We start from the raw sequence: 15,538 nt of genomic DNA, 5'->3' as shown, positions 1-15,538 counted from the left end.
GACGGGCGGCGGAAAGGGGGAGGCTAAGCGGACGGGCCGAGGCGCAGGGTCCGGCAAAGCCAGCTCTCCCGCGCCTCCTGAGCCGCGAGGGACACTCTCGCTGCCGGGGATGAGCCGGAGAAACCGTGATAGGCACCGGACCAGACGTGCAGCTCGGCCGTGCCGCCGGCTGCCCAGAGCCGGGTGGCGTACGCCGTCGCTTCGTCGCGGAAGACCTCAGCGGCTCCGACCTCGATAAACGCCGGAGGCAGGCCCGACAGGTCCTCCGCCCGCGCCGCGGCGCTGTACGGATGTACGTCCGCAGTGCCCCGCGCCTGGCCGAGAACAGCGGTCCAGGCAGCTTCGTTGTTGCCGCGGTCCCAGATGCCCACCCCGCTGTACTGCCGGCTGGAGACTGTTCCGTTGCGGTCGTCGAGCATTGGGGTGTTCAGCAGCTGCCCGGCCAGCCGCGGACCGCCCCGGTCACGGGCCATCAGCGCCACCGAGGCACTGAGCCCGCCGCCCGCGCTGGCACCCGAGACAATAATCCGTTCCGGATCGACCCCCAGTCCGGGGGCATGGGCAGCCAGCCAGGCCAACGCCGCGTAGCAGTCCTCAGCCGCGGCCGGGCCGGGATGCTCCGGCGCCAGCCGGTATTCCACCGCCACGCCGACAACACCGTGCCGGTGGGCCAGGTCAATGAGTTCGCCGGTGCCGAAGAACCTGGTGCCCAGCACCATCCCGCCGCCATGGATACCCAGGACCGCCGGTGCCGGCCCGCTTCGGGCGGCCGCCGGGCGGATGACTGTCACCTCAATGTCCGGCGCCCCGGCCGGTCCGGGTATCAGCAGGTCCGTCCCGGTCACGGGCAGGGAGCCAATCTGCTCTGCCAGCGGCGGGATCAGACCGGCGACGTGCCGGCGGCTGGGGAGGATGGTGTCTGCCCGCAGGGGATAGGGCTCGAACAGGGACTGGAAGGCGGCCAGACCGGCCACCAGCTCCGGATCGTACGGGACCGGGGTTGTAGACACTGCTGCCTCCTTGAACGTGGGCCGGTTGTCCGGGTCCGCTATTCGGGCTGGGGAAAGAGGAGCCGCTGGAGCCAGGAATCACGGGAAGCCAGTGCCGCCCGGGTCAGTTCACTCTCCGGCGCGTAGATATCGAAGCCGTGGAATCCGCCTGACCAGACATGCAGCTCAGCTTCCCCTCCGGTGGCCCAGATGCGGGTGGCGTATTCGACGTCCTCGTCGCGGAAGGGTTCTGCGGAGCCGACTTCGATGAATGCCGGGGGCAGTCCGGCCAGATCGGCGGCGCGGGTGGGGGCGGCAAAAGCGGGTGCCTCGGGGCTGAACGCCAGGTCCGGGCCGAGGACGCACTCCCAGGCGAGCAGGTTGGCTTCCCGCGTCCAGGTTCCCAATCCGGCGTACTGCCGGCTTGAGATGCTGGTGTTGGTGTTATCGATCATGGGGCAGAGCAGCAGCTGGCCGGCGATGGCCGGGCCGCGGCGGTCGCGGGCCATCAGGGTCAATGCAGCCGAGAACCCGCCGCCGGCGCTGCCTCCCATCACAACGATCCGGTCCGGGTCGATGCCGAGTTCCGCCGCGTTTTCGGACATCCAGACGAGTCCGGCATAGCAGTCTTCGACGCCGGCGGGGTAGGGGTCCTCCGGGGCCAGACGGTACTCAACGTTGACTGCGACCACACCGTGCTTCTCCACGAGCTCCACCAGACGGCCGGTCTCCCAGTCCCGGTGTCCTACGACCATTCCGCCGCCATGGATGTTGAACAGGCCGGGAACAGCCTGCCCGCCGGGTGCTGGAGTGCTGGGGCGCAGGACCGTGATCTCGAGGTCGGGAGCACCGGAGGGGCCCGGGATGATGCGTTCAATGGCTTCGACCGGGCGGCTGCCGATGACTTCTGTGGGACTGGGGAACATTCCCTGGCTGCCGCCGCGGGATGCTGCGATGGTTTCCCTGGACATGGGCGGCTGCGGGCTGGCAGCCATGGCTTGGATAACCGGTGCGAGTTCGGGTGCGAACGGGACCGGGGTGATTCCAACGGCAGGGGCCTGCGGCATCGGATCTTGCCTTTCTCTACGTCTTTGTTTTTTCGGAGGACGGCTGGCTGTGGACGGTGGTGGCTCAGGTGAGCAGCTGGCCGCCGTCGACAGGCAGGCTGATCCCGGTGATGTGCCCGGCGCCGGCCAGGAACAGGACCGCGGCAGCGACGTCGGAGGTGGATGCCAGTGCGTTCAGGGGGATCCGGGATTCCCAGGCGCGGCGCGCCTCGGATCCTTCCGGCAGGCCGGCGCTCAGCATCGGGGTGAGGACCGGGCCCGGAGCCACCGCATTGACCCGGATTCCGTGGGCGGCCAGTTCGATTGCCGCCCAGCGGGTCAGCGAATCCACGGCGGCCTTGCTGGACTCATATCCGCCCATGCCGGGTGTTGGCTGGCGGGCGCCGATGGAGGAAATGTTGACGATGCTGCCCTGCCGTCCCGCGGCTATCATCTGCCGGGCGACCGTCTGCGTCACCAGGTAGGTCCCCAGGACGTTGACCCGCAGGATCGACTCGTAGTCCGTGACACTGAGTTCAGTCAGGGCCCCGTGGACAGACAGCAGGCCGGCGTTGTTGACGAGGACATCGAAGCCGCCGCAGGCACGGGCCGCTTCATCGAGCGCGGCCGGGGCAGAAGCGGTATCCGTGATGTCGACGGCGAGGGCGGTGCCGCCGAGGGACCGCGCCGCTTCGGCTGCTGCCTCCCCATCCCGGTCGGCGATGACAACATGGTCGCCCAGGGCTGCGAATGCTTCGGAAACCGTGCGGCCGATGCCGCCTGCCCCGCCTGTCACGAGGATATTTCGGGCCTTGCTCATCTGCGGTTATTCCCCCTTCCAGCGCGGCCGCGTGCAGCGCATGGGGTTTAGAGTATACGCACGTAGACGCAAAAACCAGCACCCTCACTTCCCGGCTGGATCTCTGGACATCAGGAGTCTACGACCGTAGACTCCTGCCACGGCCGCGCCCGTTTCCGGGCCTTCAGAACCAGGCGGCACCGCATTAACGAAAGGTCTAGGACCCGTGACATCTGCAACCCACCCGGCCGCACGGACGGCCACCCCGGAAGCAATCGTGGACATCGCCATCGGCTTTATGGGAGCGAAACAGCTCTTCGCCGCCAGCCGCATTGGTCTCTTCACCGCCATTGCCGACGGCGCGTCAACGGTCGAGGAACTCGCCAGCACAACAGGCGTGCCTCACCGCCAGGTACGCGTCCTGGCCGACAGCATGGCTGCGCAGGGCCTGCTCGGGCGCGCCGGGGGCCACTACAGCCTGACCCCCGACGCCGCCGCCTACCTCACCGGCGGACACGCCGAGCTGGACCTGGCACCGTTCCTCGCGTTCCTGGGTTCCACCAGCTACGACCAGTGGCGGGGCTACGACAAGACTGTTGACACGGATGCTGCCGGAACCCTGGAACTCGACGAGGCCGGCTGGGCTGACTTCATGCAGGGTGTGATGACCTACAACGCCCTGCACGCAGAGATGCTGGCGCGCCACTTCGACTTCACCGGTTTTGGATCGGCCCTCGACCTGGGCGGTCTGAGCCCGGACTTCGCCATCAAGGCGATGCAGGCCAACCCCGACCTCAAGACCCGCTTTGTGGTGGCACCGGACTTCGCCGACGGTGTCCGCCAGGCAGTCGAAGCAGCCGGCCTGAGCGGACGTGCCGTTGTTGAAGGCGCGGAGACCGAGGATGCCCAGCCCGGCGGCGCGCATGACCTCGTGATGGTCAACCATGTTGCCCACCGCTTCGGTGCCGCGGAGAACGCGCGCATCCTGGCAAATGCACGGGCGGCAGCCGCCCCCGGCGCAACCCTGCTGATGCTCGATTTCTACCTTGACGATGACCCGGTCCAGCGCCGGATCGATGCACTGCACGCCGGGGAGTACTACAACATCGACGGGACCGTGGTGTATCCCGAATCAGTGGTCCGGGAATGGCTGGAAGCAGCCGGCTGGGCCTTCCGGGAGATGATTTCCCTTCCCGGCAGCCCCCGGGTGATTGTGGCTGATGCAGTTTGACGCCGGCGGATGTTCTCAGCGAAAGGCCAGGCCGTGACTGCTGATTCCCCCGTGGCTTCCCTGCCCTGCCGGGTGCTTACCCCGGAAAACGGAGCCGGCGGGGTTCCGGTGCTGCTGCTGCACACCTTTTCCTCCAACGGTGCGGACGACTGGCCGGATGCCGGGCTTCCGGCGGCGCTGACCGCTGCCGGCCGGCCGGTCTATATCCCGGACCTGCCCGGGCACGGCGCAAGCGCGCGGCCCGGGACGGCGGACTCGCTCAGCACCAGCAGCCAGAGCGCGGCCCTGGCAGCTGTGATCGCCGGTATGCCCGGCGACAGTGTGGACATCGTGGGCTATTCGCTGGGCGCACGGCTCGCGTGGAGCCTGGCCCGGATCAGCCCGCGGCGCGTGGGGCACCTGGTGCTCGGCGGCCTCAGCCCGTTCGAGCCTTTCGGTGCCCTGGACATGGGCAGCCTGACGGCACTGGTCCGTGACGGTGCCGCGCCGCAGGATCCCCTGACCGCGATGATCGGCGGGATGATCACTGCGCCGGGACGCGACCCCGAATCGCTGCTGGCTGTGATCGAAGGGCTCCGGGCCGAGCCGTTCCAGCCGGACGCCGGGGCTCCGGAGGCCCCCGTGCTGTTCGTTCGGGGCAGCGGGGACCAGATCGCTGCGGGTATGGAAACTCTGGCTGAGGCAGTCAAGGGTGCCCGCATGCTGACCGTGCCCGGCGACCATCTGCAGGTGCTCCACGGCAGTGCGTTCCAACAGGCGGCCCTGGACTTCATCAACAGCTGATGTCCGTTCGCCGGACCGTTCCCTCTGTCAGGGGCGCGGTTCGGCGAACGTCAGCGCCCGCCGTGGATTGTCGACCATAAAAGCCCGCAGAACGGCGTCGTCGATGCCCAGGGCGCCGAGGGCCGGAAGGAAATGCTCGGAGATGTAGCTGTACCCGTGGCCCCCGTAGCGCTTGAGCTGGATCTTGGTGCAGACGTCCTGGCCGAGCACGATCTGCCCGGCGTATCCATCCTCGACGAGCGCCGCGATGCCCTGCCCCACCTTGTAGTCGGTGGTCGGCCACAGCGTGCCCCAGGGGCTTCCGGTGGTTCCGAGGAAATCGAACTCCGCGAACACACCCCGGCTCAGGAGCCGCCGCGCAAACGGCAGATCTTCCCCCAGGGCTCCGCTGTGGCCCATCACAACCTGGGAGAGGTCCGCTCCTTCGTCTTCCAGGATGTCCAGGACCTGGAATTTCTCTTCCCCGAAACCTCCGAAATGGAAGGTAATGGGTGCGCCCGTCAGCCGGCTGGCCCGCCCGCTGGCCCTGATGCTTTTGAGTTCATTGGGGGAGAGCGGGTTGCCTTCCACTCCCACCTCGCCGATGATTCCTGCCCGGATGCCCGTGCCGCCGGCCCCGCACACGATGTCCCGCACGATGACTTCGGTGAGGTCCTCGACGCTGCGGGAATCCATGTCCACCGGGTGGAAGGCTTCCGTGTACCAGCCCGCCCCCATCACGATGTGCAGGCCGCTGGCGCGCGAAACCCGCAGCAGGGATTTGGGGTCCCGGCCCAGGCCGAGGTTGGACACCTCCACCATGCTCCCGCCTCCGGCGTACTTGAACGCAAGGATTTCCTCCAGCATCTCATCGAAGTCGCCCAGGAGGTCATTGTCGTTGTTGACGGCGCCCCGCCGGGTTTCAGCAAGGTTGGCCAGGGTCAGGGGCCGCGCTGCCCCGGCGGAGTCTTCGCCGGGGCGCAGGGCATGCCCCGGCCGGCGGATGTTGAGGAAGATGTGTTCATGCATCAGCGTTTCGCCCAGGACAGCGGGATCGACCGGACCGGCGACGGTCAGGGCCCTGCCGGCCAGGTTCGGAATGCTCAGGTCATGGAGGCTCATGCCGGCTCCTGGGAAGAGAAGGTAAGGAACCGCTGCGGGTTCCCGGTGGTCAGGAGCCGCAGCTCCGCCTCGCCGGCACCGAGCCCGGCAAGGTAGCCCGTGAACTGCTCCAGGAGAAAGCCGTACCCGTTACCGCCATACGCCTTAAGCCCGGTGTTGCGTGAGATGGAATGGGATACCAGGAGTCGTTCGGCATACCCGCGGCGTGCCAGTTCAAGGATGGCGGCAGCTACGTCGTGATCCGCGGTCCGGGTCTGGACCGAGGGGATCCTGCCCAGCTCGTCAAACTGAAGGCAGACACCGTAGCCAAGAACCTGCTCGGCGTCGTTGATGTCCAGTGCCAACCCTCCGCAGCGGCCGAGGCCCATGCGCCACGGAGGCACGCCCTCAGCGACCAGCAGCTTCAGCGCTGCATTCCGTTTCGCGGGATCTGCCGACCGGTCCAGGACCAGGGGTGCGCCGGTCTCACAGGCTGCGGCAGCCGCGGCGAGGAGGAGAACCCGTTCTTCAGGCACAGCAGGATCCAGCGGACCCAGCGGCCCGATCAGTCCCGCCTGGACGCCGTCAACTCCGTCGCTGAGCTCCCTGATAATTTCCGCAGCCAGGCTCCCGGCACTGCGGCCGGAGATTTCCGGGCTCCAATCCGGATGGTGCCAGCCGGCGGCCATCACGATGTTCACGCCAGTGCTCCGGGACAGCTGCGCCAGTGCAGAGGCGTTCCGCCGGTGGGAGCGCGTGGTGGCGTCCACGATGCTGCGGCCCCCTGCCCTGGTGAAACCAAGCAGCTCAGCTTCCGCCACCCCCATGTCGCCGAGGGACTCGTTGTCCCGGTTCGCGGCCCCAAGCGCGGCGGCGCCGAGCATGCCGATGCACAGCGGGGTCTCGTAGAACCTGCGGTCCGCCGCGGCAACAGGCTGCCGCCGGCCGGCAGCCTGCCAGCCGGCGGGAGTGTCAGACGGCGGTGCGAAGCTGGCGGCGAGGTGTTCGCGGACCAGCGTCTGGCCGAGCGTCCCGGGCTCGACCGGACCCAGGACGGTGACGGCCGAACCGCTGTGGATCAGCGCCACGGGCTACCAGCTACGCGCGGGATCGAAGGCTGCCGGGTGGGTTGTCCGGCTGAGCAGCCGCCCGTGGGCACCAAAGGTGAAATGCACCGGTTGGCTGCCGTCCTGGTGAAGCCCGAACAGGCTGCCGTGGGAGCGGAGCGCCGCGGCGTCCCGGTGGTCCGCCACCGTGACTGCCGCACACGGCACCACTTTCTCCCGCCACGCGAAGACGAAGATGCCTGGGCGCAGCTGATAGGTGGTTTGCTGATCGGTGTCCGCGAGGCCGCGCTCCGGCCCGGACAGGCACTGCCAGGTGTACCAGCGCGGGCTCAGATAGAGATGTTCGTAGGCATGTTCAGTGCTGTACTCCCACAGGACGCGGCCTCCGACCAGAGCCGTGGAAGGAGCCGGTTCGCTGCCTTCCACCTCAGCGCCGTCGATGGTTCCGGTGATGAACTGCTGGCCCACGGCCGTTTGGGCCGGGGAAGCTGTGCCGATGGTCGAGATGACAGAGAGAGCACGGCCGCTGTCCAGGTCCAGGAAGAGTGAAACCGCTTCCCCGGGCGACGAGACATGCTGGAACTGTGCGTAAAAGAGCCCAGGGGCAACCTCGAAGGCCTCATAGGGATCTTCGCCTTCCTGCACGGCATGCCCGGGAGGCTGGAAGCTCCAGGCGACGGACTCCGTGCCGAATTTGTGCGCGATCCGGGTTCCGTCGGCCATGGTCAGGTTGATCCAGCGTCCGGCGAGGGTACCGGACAGCGGCGCCTTGTTCGCATCGAATCCCGGGGCCAGGCCGTCCAGGGGCAGCCAGGTCGAGGTATCTGCGGGGTTCTGGGTTGTTCGCATGCTGAAGATCTCCTTAGTGCCGGCCTAGAGCCAGCTGCCGTCTGCCTGTACTTTGTCCCGATCAACCCACAGATGCTGAACGGCCTCTCGGAGGGCGCTGCCGTGCCGGTGGTAGAGCTCGAGCGCGGCCAGATTGTCCTCCAGCTGTTCGCGGCGGCTTACCCCGAACAGCACATTGGCAACGGCGGGGTTGGCGAGGCAAAAAGCGAGTGCCAGCTGCGGGGCCGAGGTGTTGAAGCTGCCGGCTATCTCCGCCAGCTCTGCTGCTGCCTCCCTGATTTCGCCGCGGATACCACCCGGGTCGGCGCCGATCTTCCGCTCGGGGTGCAGCTTTCCGGCCAGAATCCCGCCTTCGAGGATGTCCGAGGCCTGCATAGCGAAGCTGCCGGAGTCGAAGAGCTCCTGGTAAAAGGGCCCCTCGGCCATCGTTCGGCGGACCACGCTGTATTTGAGCTGCGCGAAGCAGGGTGCCGGCAGGCCTTCCGCACGGGCGAAGTCAATCGCCTGGTGGAGGTCGGCGGCAATCCAATTGTTGACCCCCCAGGCGTCAAACCGGCCGGCCCGGACCTGCTCGGCAACCTCGGTGACAATGGCCCGGACGTCTGGCCGTTCCATATAGTCGCCGACGACGACGAGGTCCGCCTTATCAACGCCGACCCGGTCCAGCGACTCGTTGAGCTGGGCCGCGAACCCCGCGGCGGGGTATTCCCAGAGCCAGAGCTTGCCGCAGAGCAGGTAGTCCTCCCGGGCAATGGCGGCTTCCCGGATGGCCTTACCGAAGATCAGATCGGTTGTGGACTGTTCCGCGTGCGGCCCCATGTTGTAGTGGGCGACGTCGAAGAAATTGACGCCTGCGTCCACGGAGCGCCGCAGGATTCCGACGGCGTCGTCAAACTCCATCCGGTCCCAGGTATTCCAGGAGCCCAGGCCATAGACCGGGACCAGCGGACCATCCGCTCCAAGTTTCCTTTGCGGCATTTTCGTTTCTGCGGACAAGATAGTTCCTCCTTGGGCTACCGGTGAATTTTGAGTCTACGGCCGTATACTAAAAATGCGCAACGGTTGAATCCGGCTCTCCGGCCGCGGACTCCCGGTCATAGACAATGCGGCCGTCGACCACGGTCAGGTCAACCCGGACCCCGGGAAGGTCGCCGGGGGAGACTTCCAGCGGGTTATGCTCCAGGACGCAGAGGTCTGCGGCCTTGCCGGGCTCCAGGGTGCCCTTCCAAGCCTCGGCTTTGTCCTGCCAGGCCGCATGGGAGGTGTAGGACTTCAGGAGTCCGGTCATCAGTTCCCGGTTCCCCATTCCGTGGCCGGTTCCGATCCATTCCCCCGCCGCGGCGATTCCCTGCCGCCAGTCAGGGGACAGGACGGGTGCGTCCGAACTCAGGCAGAGTTTCGCCGGCCCGCCCATGGCGGACAGGATGGGCCAGGAGGAGGCAGCAATCTGGTCGGATAGAACTCCGGCCAGCATTGGGGCGGTGGCCACGGCGATGCCGGGCTGGATGTTGATGCCCATGCCGAGCGAGCCCAGCCGTGCCAGTGCCGCCCCGCTGATCAGGTCTCCGTGGATGACATAGTGCCTGGCTGCCCGGGCGCTTTCCGGGCCGGCGGATTCGACCGCCTCCAGGAAGGTTTCAATGGACCGGTCGCCCGTGGCGTGCACACCGATCTGGTGACCGGCGGCGTGGGCACTGAGGATCATCCGGCGAAGATTGCCCTCCCGGGCAGCGGTGTCGGTTCCATCGACCAGGAGATCCCCGGAGGACCCGTCCGGATAGCAGTGGTGCGTCCAGGCGTTGTGCATCGGAGGAATTCCGTCCGCAAAAATCTTGACCCCGGCGAGATGCAGCCATTTCTGGTCCCCCTTGTAGGGCCGGAAGCCGCGAAGTCCGCGCTCGAATGACTCAATGTCGCTTGCTCCGTCCAGCTCGCCGAAGAGGTTCAGGACCGTGACCCGTGCGGTCAGATCGCCGGCGTCGGCCAGTTCCCGGTAGGCGTCGAGGACGCCGCTGCCGAAGCAGCCGGTGGGTCCGTTGTCCTCGCCGGGGCCGAGCCCCGGTTCGGTGTAGCTGGTGATACCCAGGGAGGCCAGCAGCCTGCCGGTGCGCAGGATGGCATTCCGGCGGTCTTCGCCGGTTTCGAGCCTGGCGGCCGGACTCTGGAAGCCGGCCCCGCCGATGATGGTGTCCGGCCAGAGGGCACCGAGCCAGGCCCCGTGCAGGTGCGAATCGTTAATGCCCGGGATAACGGCCCTCCCGTTCAGTTCAATGACCTGGGTATTGTTCCCCGCAAAACGCATCGCGTCCTGGCTGGAGCCGACGAAGACGATCTCGTTGGCGCTCACGGCTATGGCTTCGGCTTCGGAATTCCTGCCGTCCATCGTGATGACGGATCCACCGCGAAGGATGAGGTCCGCAGGGATTCCGGGTCCGGCCGGGGTCTGGCCCATTTTTGCCTCCAAGGCACTGGTGATTTCAGTCAACGTATGTAGACTAACTTCAAATTACGTGACCCACGCCATACCTTGGAGGAAAAAGGACCATGTCGCTTCCCGCAACAACCCGTGCTGCCGTCCTGACGGCTCACGGTTCCGCCTTGGCGGTTCAGGACATTCCGCTGCCGGACAAACTGGAACCAGGCGCCGCGCTGGTTGAAATTACGTGCACCACGCTGTGCGGCACGGACGTCCATCTTTGGGCCGGGGGAATGACTTTTCCAGGCATGCTGCCCATGGTCCTGGGACACGAGATGGTCGGAACCATCGTGGCTGTGGGTGACGGCGCAGCGGATACCCTGGGTCGTCCATTGTCCGCCGGCGACCGCATTGGCTGGTCGGAGTCCACCTGCGGGAACTGCTTTGGTTGCACGGTACTGCGCGAGCCGGTTGCCTGCAGCGACCGCGGTTATGGCTTTCGCCAGCGGGCAGATACCTGGCCGTACGCTACCGGCGGCCTGGTTGAGCACTGCTATGTCACGCCCGGCGCGGCCAAGCTTCTCCTGCCCGGCGACGTCAAGGACACCTGGGCGGCGATGGCCGGCTGCGCCGCCAAGACGGTGCTGCGGTCCTTTGACCGGGTCGGCGGGATCCGGCCCGCCTCAACGGTAGTGGTGCAGGGTGCCGGAGCGCTCGGGATCTTCGCCACGGCAGTCGCCCGGATTGCCGGCGCAGGAAAGGTCATCACCGTTGGAGCCCCCGATGAGCGGCTGCGGATGGCCGGGCGGTTTGGAGCCGACGCCACTGTGAGTGTTGCCCTCGGCTCTGACGCCTGTGTCCAGGAAGTCCTGCAGCTGACAGACGGGAAGGGAGCAGATCATGTCTTCGATTTCGCCGGTGCACCCTCCGTTGGCAAGGAAGCTGTCGCCATGGCAGCCCAGCGCGGCACGGTTGCGGTGGTGGGCAGCACCGGACCGGCGGACAACGAGGTGCCGCTGGGCATGGTGATGGGGAAGGAACTGAGCGTGGTTGGTTCGCTGAACGGCGATATTTCCGACTACTACCGGGCCATCCAGTTCTTCTCCACCTTCGCCGGCCGTATGCCCTGGGACGAGCTTTTCAGCGAACCGGTGGGCCTGCAGGGCGCCTCGGCAGCCCTGGCAGCCATGTCGGAACTCAACCAGATCAAGGCCGTCGTCGATCCGCGGCTGCCCTAGCGAGTGAGGAAACAACAATGACCATTTCATCTTCAACAACCCTCCTGCCAAAACGCCGGATCGGCACTAAGGGGCCGATGGCCTCAGTGCTTTCACTGGGCTCCTGGCATATTTACGACCGCATGGATTTTTCCGATTCGGTCGCCATGGTCCGTGAAGCCGCAGACCACGGCCTGAACATGTTCGACGTCGGTGTCTACGGCTTTCCGGGACACCAGCCGCCGGTCTTTACCGACGTCCTCTTTTCAGCCATCATCCGGGCGGCAGGTGTGGAGCGGGACCAGTATCTGCTCTCCTCCAAGCTTTGGCTGGAGGGATACCCGGAGCAGAGCCTGCGGGCGCAGCTGGAGAATGCCCTGTTCCGTGCCGGCACGGACCATGCGGACATCGCCGTGCTGGGGGACCTGCGGAAGGACGGCATCGACCTGCGCCGGCTGGTCCTGGATCTCGCGGAGCTCGAGGAATCCGGCCTGCTGGGGTGCTGGGGGGTTAACAACTGGTCCGCCGGCAACATCCAGGCGCTTTTGGACATCGCAGCGGAGGAAGGTGTCAACGGTCCCCAGATGGCGCAGCTGAAGTACAGCCTCTCCCGCCGTTCCATCGCCGACGGTGAACCGTTTGCGGCGCTCTTCCGGCAGGGCCTGACCATGCAGGCATCCGATGTGATGGAAGGCGGCATCCTGGCGGGCAAGCTGAACCCGGGGCGGGAAGTCGGCAGGGACCCGGGCAGCATCCGGGATCGGATTATTGACAGCTTTCCCGGCATCAAGGCGCTCAGCAGTGACCTCGGCACCACCCCGGCCCAGCTGTGCATCGCCTTCACCCTGACCCACCCCGCCAACGCCACCACCCTGTTCGGTGCGAGCAGCGTTGAACAGCTGCGCTCCAACCTTGCCGCAGTAGAGCTGGTGGAGCGGGTAGGTTCAGATGAACTGCGCCGCCTCGCCGAGCCGTTCTGGGCAGACAAAGGCGTGGTTTCGCCCGAAGGTCCCTGACCCGGACGGCGAAACCCGAACCGTTGAGGAATGCAAAGGGGAAGACACATGGTTTCACAGCAGGCTGATCTGCTCTTGGTCAACGGCGTCATCGACACCCTTGACGCCCGCATGCCACGGACACATGCCCTGGCGGTCAGCGGGGGGAAGGTCCTGGCGGCGGGGGAGGAGGCCCTGGACTCCCGGGGGCCGTCCACCGCGGTGCTGGACCTGGCAGGCGGATATGTGATGCCGGGTCTCCTGGACGTGCACAACCACCACCTGCTGGCCGGCCAGATGGACCTTTTCGAGCTCGATGTTCCTCCGACACTCGATCTCGACTCACTGCTGGCTGCCGTCGCGGAGTACGCGGCCGGTTTGGGACCGGACGAGTGGCTGCTTGGCGGCAGCTGGGGTGCCGGGCTGATGCAGGCCATCAGCACCCCCGAGGCCCTTGCCCGTTTTGATGCGGCAACGGGCGGACGCCCGGCGCTGCTGAAGGATGACAGCAAACACAACCGGTGGGCCAACTCGCCGGCACTGAAGCTGGCCGGAATTGATGCCCACACACCGGACCCGGACGGCGGGCAGATCCTGCGCAGCGCGGACGGACGGGCCACCGGGGTGCTGGTCGAAGCTGCCGGCGTACTGGCGGAAAAGACCCTGGCGCGGCTGCAGCCCGTCTCCACCGGGGACCTGGCCCGGGCAGCGGCCCGCGGCATTGAGATCCTGCATTCCTACGGCATCACCGGATTCCAGGACGCGGCCACCTCCCTGCAGCTGATGCAGGCGCTCAAGGAACTTGATGACGCCGGCACCCTGCAGGCCTGGGTGGTGACGTCCATGCAGGCGAACGATTTCATCTTCGGAACAGAGCCCCTGGGAGAGGGGATCATTGCTCACCGCGGGGACCTGCGCAGCCTCCACCACCGGCCGGATTTCATCAAGATCTTCCTTGACGGTGTTCCGCCGGCCGGAACAGCTGCCTTCATCGAGCCCTACCTGCCGTCCGCTGGTTTCCCCGCCTGCCACTGCGGGGAAACCACACTCGACGCGGACGCCCTTGAAATCTGGCTGCTGGGAACCGCTGCGCGCGGCATATCAGCGAAAATCCACTGCACCGGAGATGCCTCCGTGCGGTTGGTGCTGGATACCGTCGCGAAGGTCCGGGCCGCAGGCTGGGACAAGCCGAAGTACCACATTGCGCACGGCCAGTTCGTGCATCCGGAGGATATCGCCCGCTTTGCCGAGCTCAACGTCACGGCCGATATCTCGCCGTCGTTGTGGTTCCCCGGGGTGATTTCCGAAGCCATCGCCACGGTGCTGCCAGCCGAACGGGCTTCGCGGATGCAACCCAACCGTTCGCTGCTGGACGCCGGCGCCCGGATCGCCGGCGGATCCGACTGGCCGGTGAGTGTTTCCCCGAACGTTTGGGAGGGCGTCTACGGGCTGGTGACCCGGCAGAATCCCCTGGGCGGGTTCCCCGGTGCCTTGTGGCCCGAACAGGCGATCACGCTCGAAGAAGCCATCCGCGTCTACACCACCGCCTGCGCCGAGGCGATGGGAATTGAGGACGTGGCTGGATCGCTGGCGCCGGGTAAATCGGCAGACTTCGTCCTGCTGTCCGCGGATCCGTACACCATCCCCATCGACGAGGTCCGGAACATCACGGCGCAACAAACCTGGTTCGCCGGCAGCCTCGTCTTCGACACGGCAGCACAGACAGCGAGGCAGCCCGCCGGAGAACCGGCCGCCTGAGAACCGGCACCGCCTGAGAACCGGCCGCGCGGGGTTTCCGGCCGCGGCTGGTTCAGGAGCGGACGGGAGCAGTGCCCAGCATCCGGGCGTTGCGCGCACGGGCGTCCAGGTCCGCTGCTGCCGGGGCGGGCAGGTCGATGATCCCGCGCAGCGATCCGCGCAGGCTGCGGTAGGCGCCGTCGACCTCCGACGGCGAAGCCGCACCGTCGAGGATAAGGTTCAGGGCCGTCCGGGCGGTCGCGAGCCGGCTCCGTTCCTGGTCCGTCAGCTTGGACTGGCCGCAGCGGCGGGCATAGTTCTCCGCCGTCCGCAGCGCTACGTCGAAGCGGTCCACGGCCAGGTGCAGGCGGGCCGGATCGGAACCGCGCTCGGCTTCGCGGATACCCTGCATGGCCACGAGGACCTCCCGGATCACGGGATCGGAGTAGTCGGTCATCACCGGATAATCGATCAGCAGGGCAACATCGGTTTCATACCGGGACCAAGCCACCAGTGAGGCATCCCGCCGGCGGCAGGCCGCGTCCCAGGAACCGGTCCGGGCCTGGGCCTCAACGCGGGTTCTGCGCCGGCGCCCGAGGGCCTTGGACGTTTTTTGGGCCGCAATCAGCAATCCGGTGAGCGCACCGATCCCCAGCGGGGGCACAGCGAACGCGAGGGCGAACGTATATGCCGGCGGCACTGCGCCCCAGATGGCCCAGGCTGCGAAACTGATCAGTGCATAGACCCCCAGGACCACCATCCCCGCCGTAAACGCGAAAAGAACCAGCGCGGCGGCAGCCACTTTCCGGGCAATTCTCTTCAGCATCACCACAGGATAGCCGCCCAAGCTGGATCACGGCAGGGAGTTTCCTGTCCCGGCGGGGCCAATGGCGGGGAGCATACTGTTCCGTCCCGGAAGTTTCGGGGATTCCAGAAAAGGACACGCCGCGATTTGTGCCAAGATTGCGGATTTCCACAGCGAACCTTGAGCAGCGCGTAGCTATGGTCAGGTGCATGGGGACATATAACGTACTTTCACGGAAGACCCGGACAGTGGACTCTCTCGTTTCACCGTCCGGGATGGTCACCTCCGGAAGCCGGTGGCTGCCGGCCTGCGAACCGCAGCCGCGGCCGGTGCTGCCGCGGCTTGAACCGGGACAGGTGTACATCACCCGGCGGGGCACCGCGTACCACCCCGGCTGGTGCCAGGTGGTGCAGCGGACCTGGGAATTCAACAAGCCCGCCCTGCAGATCTGCGCCGGCAGGGACGTCGGCGGCCGGCGGCTGTGCAGGTCCTGCGAGGGAGACTCGAAGCAGCCCTGAACCGGG

The 15,538-nt window shown here is 66.8% G+C and carries 15 protein-coding genes; 6 read left to right on the top strand and 9 right to left on the bottom strand.

Features of this window, described 5'->3' with window-relative positions:
• Positions 1 to 23 precede the first annotated feature (23 nt).
• The 3 genes from AL3_RS13530 to AL3_RS13520 form a co-directional block, all read right to left on the bottom strand.
• Complete coding sequence (locus AL3_RS13530; RefSeq protein WP_066301901.1) at positions 24 to 1,010, bottom strand: alpha/beta hydrolase; 987 nt, start codon at positions 1,008 to 1,010, stop codon at positions 24 to 26.
• 38 nt (positions 1,011 to 1,048) lie between these two features.
• Positions 1,049 to 2,056, bottom strand: coding sequence for an alpha/beta hydrolase (locus tag AL3_RS13525; protein ID WP_066301896.1), 1,008 nt, complete (start codon positions 2,054 to 2,056; stop codon positions 1,049 to 1,051).
• 64 nt (positions 2,057 to 2,120) lie between these two features.
• Positions 2,121 to 2,855: an SDR family NAD(P)-dependent oxidoreductase gene (locus AL3_RS13520; RefSeq protein WP_066301893.1), complete on the bottom strand. Its 735-nt coding sequence runs from the start codon at positions 2,853 to 2,855 to the stop codon at positions 2,121 to 2,123.
• Positions 2,856 to 3,060: 205 nt separating this feature from the next.
• Here AL3_RS13520 and AL3_RS13515 point away from each other — a divergent pair, with 205 nt between their 5' ends.
• A complete protein-coding gene (locus tag AL3_RS13515; protein ID WP_083521735.1) occupies positions 3,061 to 4,065 on the top strand; it encodes a methyltransferase in 1,005 nt (334 codons plus the stop codon).
• Positions 4,066 to 4,098: 33 nt separating this feature from the next.
• Positions 4,099 to 4,848 carry an alpha/beta fold hydrolase gene (locus AL3_RS13510; RefSeq protein WP_246168693.1) on the top strand — a complete coding sequence of 250 codons (750 nt, stop codon included), beginning with the start codon at positions 4,099 to 4,101 and terminating at the stop codon, positions 4,846 to 4,848.
• 27 nt (positions 4,849 to 4,875) lie between these two features.
• On the opposite strand, the gene AL3_RS13505 is transcribed toward AL3_RS13510, so the two are convergent.
• From AL3_RS13505 to AL3_RS13485, 5 genes are all read right to left on the bottom strand, one after another.
• Positions 4,876 to 5,949, bottom strand: coding sequence for a phosphotriesterase family protein (locus AL3_RS13505; protein WP_066301891.1), 1,074 nt, complete (start codon positions 5,947 to 5,949; stop codon positions 4,876 to 4,878).
• Positions 5,946 to 7,016, bottom strand: a complete 1,071-nt coding sequence (locus AL3_RS13500) for a phosphotriesterase family protein (RefSeq protein WP_066301888.1) — start codon at positions 7,014 to 7,016, stop codon at positions 5,946 to 5,948. Before AL3_RS13500 ends, AL3_RS13505 begins: the two co-directional genes overlap by 4 nt.
• 3 nt (positions 7,017 to 7,019) lie before the next feature.
• The gene (locus tag AL3_RS13495; protein WP_066301885.1) at positions 7,020 to 7,844 is read right to left on the bottom strand and encodes a molybdenum cofactor biosynthesis F family protein; all 825 of its coding nucleotides are present in this window, start codon (positions 7,842 to 7,844) and stop codon (positions 7,020 to 7,022) included.
• Positions 7,845 to 7,868: 24 nt separating this feature from the next.
• On the bottom strand, positions 7,869 to 8,822 hold the full coding sequence (locus AL3_RS13490) for an aldo/keto reductase (RefSeq protein WP_066302032.1): 954 nt from the start codon (positions 8,820 to 8,822) through the stop codon (positions 7,869 to 7,871).
• Between the two features lie 67 nt (positions 8,823 to 8,889).
• Positions 8,890 to 10,296, bottom strand: a complete 1,407-nt coding sequence (locus AL3_RS13485; RefSeq protein WP_066301882.1) for an amidohydrolase — start codon at positions 10,294 to 10,296, stop codon at positions 8,890 to 8,892.
• 92 nt (positions 10,297 to 10,388) lie between these two features.
• Between AL3_RS13485 and AL3_RS13480 the strand changes: the two genes are divergently transcribed.
• Genes AL3_RS13480 through AL3_RS13470 form a run of 3 tightly spaced genes read left to right on the top strand, consistent with a single transcriptional unit; the run spans position 10,389 to position 14,230 of the window.
• Complete coding sequence (locus AL3_RS13480) at positions 10,389 to 11,498, top strand: zinc-binding dehydrogenase (RefSeq protein ID WP_066301880.1); 1,110 nt, start codon at positions 10,389 to 10,391, stop codon at positions 11,496 to 11,498.
• A gap of 17 nt (positions 11,499 to 11,515) precedes the next feature.
• The gene (locus AL3_RS13475) at positions 11,516 to 12,493 is read left to right on the top strand and encodes an aldo/keto reductase (protein WP_066301877.1); all 978 of its coding nucleotides are present in this window, start codon (positions 11,516 to 11,518) and stop codon (positions 12,491 to 12,493) included.
• A gap of 48 nt (positions 12,494 to 12,541) precedes the next feature.
• Positions 12,542 to 14,230, top strand: a complete 1,689-nt coding sequence (locus AL3_RS13470; protein ID WP_066301875.1) for an amidohydrolase — start codon at positions 12,542 to 12,544, stop codon at positions 14,228 to 14,230.
• Positions 14,231 to 14,282: 52 nt separating this feature from the next.
• Here the strand turns inward: AL3_RS13470 and AL3_RS13465 are convergent, their stop codons facing one another.
• Positions 14,283 to 15,011 (bottom strand): hypothetical protein, encoded by a 729-nt coding sequence (locus AL3_RS13465; RefSeq protein ID WP_157075268.1) that lies wholly within the window; start codon positions 15,009 to 15,011, stop codon positions 14,283 to 14,285.
• Positions 15,012 to 15,262: 251 nt separating this feature from the next.
• Here AL3_RS13465 and AL3_RS13460 point away from each other — a divergent pair, with 251 nt between their 5' ends.
• Positions 15,263 to 15,532, top strand: coding sequence for a hypothetical protein (locus tag AL3_RS13460; protein WP_066301872.1), 270 nt, complete (start codon positions 15,263 to 15,265; stop codon positions 15,530 to 15,532).
• The last annotated feature ends 6 nt before the right edge of the window (positions 15,533 to 15,538 follow it).

Origin of the sequence: Arthrobacter luteolus NBRC 107841, from assembly GCF_001552075.1 — a bacterium.
GTDB classification, from domain to species: Bacteria; Actinomycetota; Actinomycetes; order Actinomycetales; family Micrococcaceae; genus Arthrobacter_B; species Arthrobacter_B luteolus.
Note: the sequence above shows the minus strand (reverse complement) of the source record. Positions and strands in the feature narration are given on the sequence as shown.